Origin of the sequence: Variovorax sp. DXTD-1 (assembly GCF_003984625.1) — a bacterium.
In the GTDB taxonomy this organism is placed as follows: domain Bacteria; phylum Pseudomonadota; class Gammaproteobacteria; order Burkholderiales; family Burkholderiaceae_C; genus Variovorax.
The window spans coordinates 13,056-25,030 of record NZ_RWKH01000006.1 but is presented as its reverse complement, the minus strand read 5'-3'; the positions used below and the strand labels follow the sequence as shown (position 1 = coordinate 25,030).

Sequence of the window (11,975 nt, the reverse complement as noted above, 5' to 3'; positions counted from 1 at the left end):
ATTCAATATACTAAACGTAGGTTGCTACTGTAGCAGCCCTCTTCAACCTCAAGAAGCACGAAAGGAATGTCACGCATGCATGCGCTCATCGTTGTCGCCCACCCCAATCCGGAATCGCTCACCCACCACGTCGGGCGCAAGCTCGCGGAAGGCGTCGCCTTGGCCGACGACGGCCACACGGCGGAAATTGCCGACCTTGCAGCAGAGGGTTTCGACCCGCGCTTTTCCGCGGGCGACCATGCCGCCCACAGGAAGCAGGCGCCGCCCGACACCGACGTGACGCGTGAACAGCAAAGAATCGACCGCGCCGACGCGCTTGTGCTGGTGTATCCGGTGTACTGGTGGTCCTTCCCGGGGCTGCTCAAGGGCTGGATCGACCGCGTATTCGCGAACGGATGGGCCTACGACGAGCGCGACGGCAAGCTCGTCAAGCGCCTCGGCCACTTGCCGGTGCACCTCGTCGCCATTGGCGGCGCCGACCCTGGAACCTACGACCGGCATGGCTACTTCGATGCGATGAAGACGCAGATCGACCATGGCATCTTCGGCTACTGCGGCGCACGCGTGGTGACGTCGGAGTTCCTGCTCGAATCCGACCGGCCGGACCGCACCGTTCAACTGGAAGCCGCGCGCGACCTGGGGCGCGGGCTTTTCTCGGCCGTTGCCGCTTGAGCTGAAAGCCAGGGAGTCCTGGCCATCGCATCAGGCTTCAGGAAGCTTCGCAATCACCTTGATCTCGAACTTGAAGCCATAGAGCCACGTCACGCCTATGCCGGTGAGCGTCGGGTGCGGCGCACTGCCCCAGTACTCCGGCACCACTTTCCAGATCTTTTCGAAATTCGCTTCGGGGTCGACGACGAAGACGGTCGCATCGACCACGTCGTCGAACGTACAGCCCGCGGCCGCCAGGATGGCGTTGAGGTTCTCGAAGGCAAGCCGTACCTGCGCCTCCAGGTCGGGTTCCGGCGAGCCGTCGGGGCGGCTGCCTACCTGGCCTGAAACGAACAGGAAGCCGTTGGACCGGACGGCCGGCGAATAGCGGTTCTTTTCATAGAGCGCCTGGTGCCCGGGCGGAAAAACGACGTCGCGTTGAGCCATGGATTGCTTTCTCTTTTCTCGAATGAGCCGTCGCCGGCCCGTCATCACGATCAAGCGACTTTAGGGATCCGGGCTCATCGGATAAACAGGCAAAGCCAACAATCATTGTTTGGCAAACTCAAACAATCTTCGAACCAGCAGGAACAGACATGGACCGCTTCGATGCGATGCACGCATTCGCGCGCGTGGTGGAAGCAGGCAGCTTTACCAAAGCGGCCGACACGCTGAACATGAGCAAGACCACCGTGACGCAGCTGGTGCAGCAGTTGGAAGCAAGGCTGCGCGTGAAGCTGCTCAACCGCACCACGCGCAAGCTCAGCGTCACGGCCGATGGTGCCGCCTACTACGAGCGCGTGGTGCGCCTGCTGGCCGACATGGACGACGCGGAAACCAGCCTCTCGAGCGCCTCGGCGTTGCCGCGCGGCCACTTGCGGGTGGACGTTCCAAGCCCGCTGGCCCGCATGATCCTGGTGCCGGCACTGCCGGCGTTCCATGCCCGCTACCCCGACATCCAGCTCGACATGGGCGTGAGCGACCGCATGGTGGATGTGATCGGCGACAACGTGGACTGCGTCGTGCGCGGCGGCGAGCTCACCGACAGGTCGCTGATGGCGCGCCGCGTGGGCGACCTGCGGCTGGGCGTCTATGCGGCCCCGCGCTACCTGGAACTTGCCGGCACGCCGCCGCACCCGCGCGAGCTGGAAGACACGCACCACCGCATCGTGGGCTTCTTGTGGTCGCGCAGCGGCAAGACCTTTCCGTACGCCATGCGGCTGGGCGAAGAGCGCATCGAGGTGCAGGGCCGCTATGTGCTGTCGGTGGACGACGGCAATGCCTACCTCGCGGCGGGGCTTGCCGGGCTGGGGATTCTCTGGCTGCCGGACTACATGGCCAAGGGGCACTTGGCGAGCGGCGAGCTGGTGCGGCTTTTCGATGGCTGGCAGCTCGATTCGATGCCGTTGTATGTGGCGTTTCCGCCGAACCGGCATGTCAGCGCCAAGCTGCGCGTGTTCATCGATTGGATCGCCGAGCTGATGGCGCAGCACGCGCCTGTCGAAGCCCGGCGCCAGCTCAGGCCGTGACGACGGTGCTCGGCTGCGCACCCGCGATCTGACGCAGCGCCCGCTCGAACACCTCGACCGGCTGCCCGCCCGAAATCAGGTGGTGATCGTTGATGATGATCGCGGGCACCGAATGGATGCCGGCATCGGTGTACATGCGTTTGCGCTCGCGGGTTTCGTTTGCGTACTCGTCGCTCGCCAGGATTTCGCGCGCACGCGCCGCATCGAGCCCGGCCTCGGTGGCCGCGCGCACCAACACCTCGGGATCCGACGGGTTTTGGCTGTCGGTGAAGTAAGCCTTGAGCAGCAGCTTCTTCAGCGCCGCCTGCTTGGCCGGGCTTTCGAGCTCGGCCCAGTGCAGCAGCCGGTGGGCGTTGAAGGTGTTGTAGACGCGGGGGCGGCCTTCGGGGCTGAACTCGAAGCCCACCTCGGCCCCGCGCTGGCGAATCATCTCGCGCGACTGCGCTTGCTGCTCGCGCGTGGAACCGTATTTCTGGTTCAGGTGCTCGACGGTGTCCTGGCCTTCGGCCGGCATCTGCGGGTTCAGCTCGAAGGGCTGGAAATGCAGCTCGGCCGTGACGTCCGGCGCCAGGCGCCGGAGCGCCGCCTCGAGCGAACCCAGGCCGACGGCGCACCAGGGGCAAGAGACGTCGGAAACAAAATCGATCTTCAGATGGGAGGTCATGGCCGCCATTCTTCATGGCGCCGACTCCCTTGGTGCGCGCAAGGTCTTCAGGCGGTTGCCTTGGCCATGCGTGCGTTCAGCAGCGTCTGTTCGCGCAGCCGGTCGTATTCAGACTTGTCGACCGGAACTGCGTCGCGCTTGCCCAGGTCGTTCATATGCACGCGGTAGGTTTCGCGGGCACTCCAGGCCGAGACAGCGGCAATGGCGCAGATCGCCAGCGTGATGGCACCCACGGTGAGCGGGATGTTGGCGGCACCGGGGGGCGCCACCGCCACGAACAGCGCCGGCAGCAGCGCCGTGATGGCGGTGCCGATGTTCTGCGAAATCGCCATGCCCGAGACGCGGGTGCGCGTGGGGAACATCTCCGGATAGAAGCTCGGGAACACGGCGTTGTAGCCCTGGTAGACCACGCCCCACATCAAGAGCGACAACACGATGGCCAGCGGCACGTTGTGGATGCTGATGGCGTACAGGTAGCCGAACGACAGCAGGCCCGAACCAAGGGCGCCGACGACGATCGGCAGGCGGCGGCCGACCTTGTCCGACAAATTGCCCACGAACGGGATCACGATCACGGCCAGGATGTTGCCCATCACCGGAATCCAGAGGTAGATGTCTTTCTCGAAGTTGATGCCGTAGCCCGGCTGCACCGCATAGGCGGCGCCGAAGATGGTGGCAACCACCGGAATCACGTTCATCAGCGAGCACAGCAGCACGCGCAACATGTCGCCCCAGCTCTCGGTCACGGCCTGGATGACCGGTGCCTTGGGCACGGTTGCGCTCTTCTCCACTTCGGCGAAGGCCGGGGTCTCGTCCACTTCCTTGCGGATGATGTAGCCGGCCACGATGACGATGAAGCTCAGCAGGAACGGAATGCGCCAGCCCCAGGCGTTGAAGGCGTCCTTGTCCATGTAGTGCGCGAGCGGCAGGAACACTGCGGCCGCCATGATCTGGCCGGCCTGCACGCCCTGCAGCGTGAAGCTCGCGAAGAAGCCGCGGCGCCCGAACGGCGCGTGCTCCAGGATCATCGAGCTCGCGCCTGAAATTTCGCCGGCCACCGCAAAGCCTTGGATGAGCCGCAGCACCACCAGCATGGCGGGCGCCCACAGGCCAACCTGGTCATACGTCGGCAGCAGGCCGACGGCAATGGTCGAAAAGCCCATCAGGAACATGCACAGAATCAGCACGGTCTTGCGGCCGTGCGTGTCGCCCCAGTGGCCCAGCAGCAGTGCACCGATCGGCCGCGCAACATAACCCACGCCGTAGGTCGCAAGCGACGCGATGATCGCGATCTGCGGGTCGCCCTTGGGAAAGAATATCTGCGGAAAGATCAGCGCCGCCGCCGTGGCGTAGATGAAGAAGTCGTAGTACTCCAGCGCCGAGCCGATCCAGCCGCTGGCGGTGGCCTTCTTCGACTGGTGCCTGCCTTTCGGCTCTTGGGCCGTGGTGTTTGCCATGGTTTGTCTCCGGGTTGACTAGAAGAAACTTATTCCTGCGCCTGCGATGCCATGCGCGCGGGTGCATTGAGGGCACCGTAGGCGTCGTAGCCCGCGGTGCGCTGTGCCAGTTCGAAGAAGAGCCCGCCTTCGATGCTCTCGGTGTAGATGTGCAGGTAGTCGCCCGCGGGCGATCGATCGAACAGCACGCCCGCCGCACGCATGCGCGCCAAGAGCGCCGGGTCGAGGTCGATGCGCGTCGCCAGGTCGTCGTAGTAGTTGCCCGAAATGGGCACGAAGCGCGTGCCGGCGGTGCGCAGCCGCTCCACGCTTTCGAAGATGTCTTCGCACCGCAAGGCAATGTGGTGCACCGCGCCGCCGCCCGTCACGCTCAGCGTGCGCGCGGTGCGGGTGCGCTGGCTCAGCGACACGTTGAGCACCAGCCGCACGCTCCGCGCCGCATCGGCCACGCCGCGGCTTCGAATGAGCCCGAACGGATCGGCCAGCTCCAGGCTTTCGCCGGGCTCGAGCCCCAGCACCGCGCGTGTGAACAGCACCCAGGTGTCGAGCTGGTCCACCGCCAGGCCAAGGGCCACGTGGTCGATCTGCGTCAGGCCTGCGCCGCCGGCGTCGTCTGCGTCTTCTTCGAGGATGAAATCCGCTTCGTACAGGCCGTTGGCACCCAACGCCTCCGACACGAAGTGGATGAGGTTGCCGCCCGGCGCCACGATGGCCGGCACGCGGAGTTCATTGGGGCCGACGGGGCTGTCGTGGCGTTGCGAGCGCATGGCGGTGGCGCGATCGACCGCTGCGAGAGGGTCGGCGCAGCGCACGCCCAGCGCGCACACCGAGGTGCCGTGCGCGTCGAAGCGGCTGCGCGCGAACGAATCCGGCTGCGCATTGACGATCAGGTTGATCTCGCCCTGGCGGTACAGCACCACGGCCTTCGAGCGATGCCGGCCGACGCGGCGGAAGCCGAGTTGCCCAAGCAGCGCGCCGAGCATGCCGGCCGAGCTTTCGTCGGCCGCGAACTCGATGAACGACAGGCCCGACAGCGCCGGCACGGGCGGCGGATTGAAAAGCTCGACGCGCTGCAGCGGCACAGGCACAGCCGCGGTATCGGCCGCCGCTGCAAGGCGCTGCTGCGCCTCGCTTTCGAGATACAGCAGCGAGCGCATCGCATCCACCGCGGTGCGGCGGTTGGGTGTCTCGCGGAAGATGTCGTTGAAGATCTCGAGCGACAGCGGCCCCGTGTAGCCCGCGCGCAGCACCTGCTCGAAGAACCCGACCACGGCAAGGTCGCCCTGCCCCGGAAACGAACGGTGATGGCGGGCCCACTGCAGCACGTCCATCGAAAGCAACGGCGCGTCGGCCATCTGCAGAAAGAAGATCTTGTCGCCTGGAATGCGGGCGATGCCCGCGGGATCGTCCTTCAGCGAGAGCGTGTGAAAGCTGTCCAGGATCAAGCCGAGGTTCGGATGATCGGCCTCGCGCACGATGTTCCAGGCCTGGCCGTAGAGCGAGGTGAACCGGCCCCAGGCCAAGGCCTCGAAACCCACGCGCAGGTTGCGGCGTGCGGCGCGCTCCGCGAGTTCGTGCAGCTGGGCCGCGGCAAGCGCCGGGTCATCGATGGCGAGCGGCGATGTGTTCGAGCAGCACAGCATCATGGGCGCGCCCATCGCCTCCATCAGGTCGAACTTGCGTTCGGCGCGCTCCAGGCTGCGCCGGAACTGCGCCTCGGGCATGCCCTCGAAATCACGGAACGGCTGGTACAGGTCGATCGACAGGCCAAGGTCGGCGGCAATGCGGCCGAGCTCGCCGGCGCTGCCCTTGAAGTTGACGAAGTCGCTCTCGAACAGTTCGATGCCGCCGAAGCCCGCGGCCGAAACGGCTTCGAGCTTCTGGCGAAGCGTGCCGCTGAGAGAAACGGTGGCAATGGAGCGGTGCATGGGGACCGACTTTAGGAAGTCGGCGCCCTGCCCACAATGCTTCGCGGTCAGCTCTGGTTCGATAATCGAACGCTTGCGTGCAGTATTCGCACGAAATAGGGGTTAGACCTAGGCGAACCCGCTCTGCCCGGTTGCCGGCTTATCAGAGACTGCGCCAGTAATCGATCAGCAGCTGCGTAAATTCGACCGGCCGCTCCACTGCGCTCAGGTGCGCCGCATCGATGGTGGCCAGCCGCGCCCCTGGAATGGCGGCCACCATGGCTTCGGACATGGCCAGGGGCGTGGCCTCGTCCTGCAAGCCGGCAATGACCAGCGTGGGCACCGCGACGCGGCGGTTGCTCTCGCGAAAATCGATGGCGGCCACCGCGTTGCAGCTCTCGATGTAGGCCTGCGCGTCGGTGCGCACCAGCACCTCGTTCAGCGCCTGCGCGGCCGCCTTGCCTTCTTGCGTGGTGACATAGCCGTGCGTCAGCCAGCGCGACACGGCGCCCGGCGCAATGGCCTCCACGCCTTTGGCGGCCACCGTTTCAACGCGTGCGCGCCACGGCGACTGGTCGGGGTAGTGGGCCGACGAATTCGCAATGACCACGCTGCGCAGCAACTCGGGGTGCCGCACCGCCAGCGCCTGCGCCGTCATGCCGCCCATCGAAAGGCCGACGAAGTGCACCGGCTCTCCGCCCGTCTCACGCTGGATGAGCTCGGCCACGTCCTGCGCCAGTGTTTCGATGCGCAGCGCGCCCGGCACCACCTCGGAGCCACCATGGTTGCGGTGGTCGTAGCGGATGACGGTGTGGCCGCGCGCAAGCTGCTCGGCCACGCCGTCCCACATGTGCAGGTCGCAGCCCAGCGCATGGCTCAGCACGACGAAGGGGCCGCTGCCTTCGCGAACGACGTTCAAACGGGTCATGTTGATTCCTTTTCTTTCATCGGGTGTTGAAGACGCGGCAGCCAGAGGAACGCGATGGCCAGCAACCCGCAGCCCGCGAGCAGCATCGGCACGACCATCGGCCAGGCGCCGTTCGAGTAACCGGTGTCGACAAACTGTGCCGCAATTTGCCCGACGCTGAATGCAACCATCATCATGCCGAAGCCCGACCACGACACGGCGCGGCCCGCCAGGTGCGGCAAGTCGCCCACCGCCCCGGCCTGGCCGCAAGGCTGGTGGATGCCGTGGCCAAGGCAATAGACGGCGTGGCCCACAAGCAGCGGCACCGCGCTGTGCGGCGCCAGCCAGCAGCCCAGCGCCTGGATCGTTGCCCCGGCAATGCTCAGGGTAGCGCCAAGCTGAACGGTGTGCACGGGCCCGTATTTGCGCAGCAGGCGCCGGCACGTCGTGGTGCTGAAGATGTAGACCAGCGAACCGCCCGCCGGAATCCAGCCGTACATCGCGGGCGACCAGCCCAGGTAGCCGATGTAGACCATTGGCGACAGCAGCAGAAAGCAGAACAGGCCGCCGTAGGTGGTTGCGGCCACCGAAGCCCAGGCGCGAAAGCTGCGGCTCGCGAACACGGCGCGTGCACTGCCGCGCGGCGCGGAAACGTCGCCCGCCAACGGCCGACGCGTTTCGCCGAACGAACGCCAGCAGAGCGCAAAGAGCACCAGCGCGTAGAGCGACATCGACGCCATCACCCAGCGCCAGCCGGCCCCCTGCACCAGCCACGCGCCCACCAGCGGTGCGAGCAGCCCCACCACGCCCAGCCCGGTGAGCCCGCGCGCCATGACGTGCGGCCCCTCGTGCGCGGGATACAGGTCGCGCACCGCGGCGCGCGCACAAACCAGAATGGCCGCCATCGAAAAGCCCTGCAGCGTGCGCCAGCCCGCAAGCACCGCCACGCTGCCCGCAAAGGCGCCGCCGAGCGCCGCAATCACGTAGCAGCCAAGCCCCGCCAGAAGCACCGGCCGGCGTCCGAAGCGATCGGCCAGCGGCCCGCACAGCAACTGCGCAAAACCGAAGGCCAGCACGAAGAGCGTGAGGCTGGTGCTGGCCGAGCCCAGTTCCTTGGCGATGGCGGGCAACGCCGGCAGGTAGCTGTCGGTGGCCACAGGCTGGGCCGCCAGGAGCAGCGGCAGCAGCAAGCCAAAGCCGACGTCGAAACGGCTCTTGCGAATATCCGTGGGCCCGGTCACTGCGGGGCTGCTGCCAGCAGGCCCTTCTCCCGCAAGATGCCGGTCGCAATGCCGAAGGCATGGTTGGCCACCGGCACGCCGCAGTAGATGGCCGCCATCATGATGACTTCCTTGATGTCCTCCGGCGTCAGGCGCGATTCGGGCGGACCGTCGAGCGCCGCGCGCACGTGCATGGCAAATTCTTCATACGCATGGATGCCCAGCATCATCGACAGCACCATGTAGCGGCGCGTCTTGTCGCCCAGCGCGGGCCGGCCCCAGATGTCGTTCCACGCGTGGCGCGTGATGAGCTCCTGGAACTCGGCGTTGAACTCGTTGCGGTTGGCCAGCGACTTGTCGACCCAGGCATCGCCGAGCACGCGCCGGCGATTGACGAGGCCCGCTTCGTAGTCGCCGGCGGGAGGTGTGCTTTTCGGATCGGTCATCGGGAGATGTCTTTCGCAGTCAGTTGGTCACGCAGCGCCGCCACCTGGCGCAGCGCGGTTTCGCCCGCCGGGCCGGCGAGGGCCGGGCTGAACCATTCGTCCGCCGCTTCGCGCGGCAGCTCCGAGCGCAGGGCATCGATGTTGGCGCGCATGCGCGCCGCGTCGATCTGCAGGCCCGGCAGCGCACCGGCCAGCGCACGCGCGCTGCCGTGCGCGGACATCAGCAGTTGCGGCCATTCGGCCAGCTCGGCCTGCCAGCCGCCGAGAGCGCGCTCGTGTTCCTGCGGCATGGCGGCCAGCAGTGCGGCCACGCGCTGCGGTGCACGCTGCGCCGCAGCCAGCGCCACCATCGAGGCCACGGGGTTGCGCTTGTGCGGCATCGCCGAAGAGCCGCCACGGCCAGGCTCGGTGGGTTCGGCCACCTCGCCGACTTCGTACTGGCCCATGAGCGAGATGTCGCGCGCGATCTTGCCCAGGCTGCCGGTGAGCAGGCCCAGCTCGCAACCGAGCGCGACCCATTCGTCACGCTGCGTGTGCCACGTGGCGCCGGCGTTGCCGAGGCCGAGCTCGTCCGCCACGCGCTGCACCACGGCCGGGCCCTGCCCCTTCATCTGCGAGAGCGTGCCGACGGCTCCGCCGAGCTGCACGTTCAGGGCATGGCGCGCGGCGGTGCGCAAGCGCACGCGGCTGCGCACCAGCGGCGCGGCCCAGCCCGCGCACTTGAGGCCGAAGCTGGTGACCGAGGCCGGCTGCATCAGGGTGCGCGCAAGAATCGGCGTGGCGGCGTGCTGCGCGGCATGCTGGAGCAGCGCATCGATGGCGCGATCGAGGTCTTTCTCGATGAGCGCCATGCTCTCGCGCGTGACCAATGCCATGGCCGTGTCGATCACGTCCTGGCTGGTGCTGCCGAAATGCACGAAGGGCACGGCCTCCGCGTTGAACAGGCCCACGGCCTCTTTCAGTGCCTTGACCAGCGGAATTGCAACGCTGCCCGCGCGGCCGCTGTCGCGCACGATCTTCGCCACGTCGAACAGCTCGACCTTGCAGCTGCCGACAATCGAATGCGCGGCCGATTCAGGCACCAGCCCGACGGCGGCCTGCGCTCGGGTGAGCGCCGCCTCGAAGCGCAGCATGGCGTCGACGAAATTGCGATCGCTGAAGGCTGAAAGTGTTTCGGAAGTGGAAAGAAAGCCTTCGAAAATACTCATGGTGAACGCCTCTTGCATCAAAAAATCGGGCGGGCGAACCGGGATTACACCGCGTTTGCACCCCGCCCGTGGCCCGTAGGCGTTTGCGTCGGTCGCAACTCAGTAGCTGATCTTCGCCTCGGCGCGCAGTTCGTCGGCCGTGGCGGTGCCAAAGCCGAAGAACTCGAGGTACGCGGGAATCATCTCGAACAGCATGTCGGTGCCGACCTGCACCGCGCAACCCTTGTCCAGCGCGGCGCGCAGCAGCGGCGTGTATTCGGACTTCATGACCACCTCGCCGACGAAGGTCGAAGGCGCGATGCGGTCGACGTCGAAAGGCAGCGCATCGCCTTCCTTCATGCCGAGCGGCGTGGCGTTGACGACCACGTCGAAACCGGCCGGGTCGTCCGAGCCCGTGGAAACGGCAAGCGAGGGATAGTGCGTGCGCAGCCGTCCGGCAAGCGCATCGGCCGACGGGGCGTGGGCATCGAAGAGCGCAATCTGCGCGACGCCAGCGGCGGCCAGCGACGCCGCAATGGCCGAACCGACACCGCCGCTTCCCGAGACCAGCACGCGCGCGCCCTCGAGCGCGCAGCCCTTGCGCAGAACGCCGCGCACAAAACCCGCGCCGTCGAACTGGTCGCCCACCAGCTTGCCGTCGGCGCGCTTGAGCACTGCGTTGCAGGCCCCGGCGATCTTCGCGGTCGGCGTGACCTCGTCGACCAGGCCCATCGTCGTGATCTTGTGCGGCATGGTCACCAGCGCACCCCGGATGTTGGTCAGCCGGAACAGCGCGGCAAAGGCCGCGGGGTAGTCCTCTGGCTTCACGCCCATCGGCACCACGACCGCGTCGATGCCCTGCTTCTCGAACCAGGGGTTGTAGATCATCGGCGCCTTGAAGCTCTCGGTGGGAAAGCCCAGGTGCGCGACGAGGGTGGTCTTGCCGGTGATCATGCTGTCCTTCATTCGCCTGTGGTTGAACTTACTTGCGGACCTTTGCGATCTCGGCCATCAGTTCCTTCACCGTCGCCTCGCCCACGGTGGCCGTGTACTTGTCGATCACCGGCTTGACCTTGTCGCGCAACTTGGCCATTTCGGCCGGCGGAAGTTCGGTCACGGTCATGCCGGCCTTCTTGAGCGTGTCGAGCGCGGTATCGGCCGCGGCGCGGGACGCCTCGCGCTGGAACTTGGTGGCTTCGGCAGCGGCGTCGCCGATGATCTTCTTCTCCTCGGCGCTCATGCTGTCCCAGGCCTTCTTGCTGATGAGCAGCGCCTGCGGGTTGTAGATGTGGCGCGTTTGCGTGATGTGCTTCTGCACCTCGGCGAACTTCGACGATGCGATCACGGTGTTGGGGTTCTCCTGGCCGTCGACCGCCTTCTGGTCCAGCGCCGAATACAGCTCGGGGAAGGGCATCGGCGTGGCGTTGGCGCCGAGCGTGTTGAACAGGTCGATGTAGATCGGCGACTGGATCACGCGGATCTTCAGGCCCGCGATGTCCTCGGCCTTGGCGATCGGGCGCTTGCTGTTGGTCAGGTTGCGGAAGCCCAGGTCCCAGTAGCCGAGGCCGTGCAGGTTCTTCTCGTCCAGCTTGGCGAGCATCTTCTGGCCGAAGGGGCCGTCGGTCACCGCGTCGGCTTCCTGCGCGTTGTTGAACAGGAACGGGAAGTCGTAGGCGGCAAATTCCTTCACCTGCGCGGTCAGGATGCCGGCGTTGAGCACCGTCATCTCGATGGTGCCGCCCTGCATGGCCGAAACGGTCTGCAGGTCGCCGCCGAGCGTGCCGCCCGGAAAGAGCTTGACGGTGATCTTCTTGCCCGACTTCTCGGCAACGAGGTCTGCGAACTTCTGCGCACCCTGTGCCTGCGGATGGCCGGTCTGGTTCTGGAACGCGAACTTGAGCGTGCGTTCCTTCACCTGGGCGGCGGCGCCGCCCATGGCAGCGACCGCGACCAGGGCGACCAGCGTCTTGCTGAAAAATTTGTTCATGGTGAAAGTCTCCTCGGGGT

Annotated in this window: 12 protein-coding genes; 2 read left to right on the top strand and 10 right to left on the bottom strand. The window is 66.5% G+C overall.

The features are described 5' to 3' along the window. Window positions 1-75 precede the first annotated feature (75 nt). Window positions 76-672 carry an NAD(P)H-dependent oxidoreductase gene (locus EJI00_RS07105; RefSeq protein ID WP_126746773.1) on the top strand — a complete coding sequence of 199 codons (597 nt, stop codon included), beginning with the start codon at window positions 76-78 and terminating at the stop codon, window positions 670-672. A 30-nt stretch (window positions 673-702) separates the two neighbouring features. Here EJI00_RS07105 and EJI00_RS07100 read toward each other — a convergent pair whose 3' ends face one another. Further along, on the bottom strand, window positions 703-1,098 hold the full coding sequence (locus EJI00_RS07100) for a RidA family protein (RefSeq protein WP_126746772.1): 396 nt from the start codon (window positions 1,096-1,098) through the stop codon (window positions 703-705). A gap of 149 nt (window positions 1,099-1,247) precedes the next feature. On the opposite strand from EJI00_RS07100, the gene EJI00_RS07095 reads away from it, so the two are divergent. Next, window positions 1,248-2,180: a LysR family transcriptional regulator gene (locus EJI00_RS07095; RefSeq protein WP_126746771.1), complete on the top strand. Its 933-nt coding sequence runs from the start codon at window positions 1,248-1,250 to the stop codon at window positions 2,178-2,180. Here EJI00_RS07095 and EJI00_RS07090 read toward each other — a convergent pair. The 9 genes from EJI00_RS07090 to EJI00_RS07050 all read right to left on the bottom strand — a co-directional run bounded on the left by EJI00_RS07090 (window position 2,170) and on the right by EJI00_RS07050 (window position 11,955). Then, entirely contained in the window at window positions 2,170-2,853 is a 684-nt protein-coding gene (locus tag EJI00_RS07090) for a DsbA family oxidoreductase (RefSeq protein WP_126746770.1), read from the bottom strand. The two genes, EJI00_RS07095 and EJI00_RS07090, sit on opposite strands and share 11 nt — an antisense overlap. 38 nt (window positions 2,854-2,891) lie before the next feature. After that, window positions 2,892-4,301: an MFS transporter gene (locus tag EJI00_RS07085; protein ID WP_126746769.1), complete on the bottom strand. Its 1,410-nt coding sequence runs from the start codon at window positions 4,299-4,301 to the stop codon at window positions 2,892-2,894. A 29-nt stretch (window positions 4,302-4,330) separates the two neighbouring features. Further along, entirely contained in the window at window positions 4,331-6,229 is a 1,899-nt protein-coding gene (locus EJI00_RS07080) for a bifunctional sugar phosphate isomerase/epimerase/4-hydroxyphenylpyruvate dioxygenase family protein (RefSeq protein ID WP_126746768.1), read from the bottom strand. Between the two features lie 142 nt (window positions 6,230-6,371). Further along, a complete protein-coding gene (locus tag EJI00_RS07075) occupies window positions 6,372-7,136 on the bottom strand; it encodes an alpha/beta fold hydrolase (RefSeq protein WP_126746767.1) in 765 nt (254 codons plus the stop codon). After that, window positions 7,133-8,356 carry a multidrug effflux MFS transporter gene (locus tag EJI00_RS07070; protein ID WP_126746766.1) on the bottom strand — a complete coding sequence of 408 codons (1,224 nt, stop codon included), beginning with the start codon at window positions 8,354-8,356 and terminating at the stop codon, window positions 7,133-7,135. Before EJI00_RS07070 ends, EJI00_RS07075 begins: the two co-directional genes overlap by 4 nt. Next, window positions 8,353-8,781: a carboxymuconolactone decarboxylase family protein gene (locus EJI00_RS07065; protein ID WP_126746765.1), complete on the bottom strand. Its 429-nt coding sequence runs from the start codon at window positions 8,779-8,781 to the stop codon at window positions 8,353-8,355. Before EJI00_RS07065 ends, EJI00_RS07070 begins: the two co-directional genes overlap by 4 nt. Beyond that, window positions 8,778-9,989 carry a 3-carboxy-cis,cis-muconate cycloisomerase gene (gene pcaB, locus EJI00_RS07060; RefSeq protein WP_126746764.1) on the bottom strand — a complete coding sequence of 404 codons (1,212 nt, stop codon included), beginning with the start codon at window positions 9,987-9,989 and terminating at the stop codon, window positions 8,778-8,780. Before pcaB ends, EJI00_RS07065 begins: the two co-directional genes overlap by 4 nt. Before the next feature lie 99 nt (window positions 9,990-10,088). Next, complete coding sequence (locus EJI00_RS07055; protein WP_126746940.1) at window positions 10,089-10,922, bottom strand: shikimate dehydrogenase family protein; 834 nt, start codon at window positions 10,920-10,922, stop codon at window positions 10,089-10,091. A gap of 28 nt (window positions 10,923-10,950) precedes the next feature. Then, window positions 10,951-11,955 (bottom strand): TRAP transporter substrate-binding protein, encoded by a 1,005-nt coding sequence (locus tag EJI00_RS07050; protein ID WP_126746763.1) that lies wholly within the window; start codon window positions 11,953-11,955, stop codon window positions 10,951-10,953. Between the last annotated feature and the right edge of the window lie 20 nt (window positions 11,956-11,975).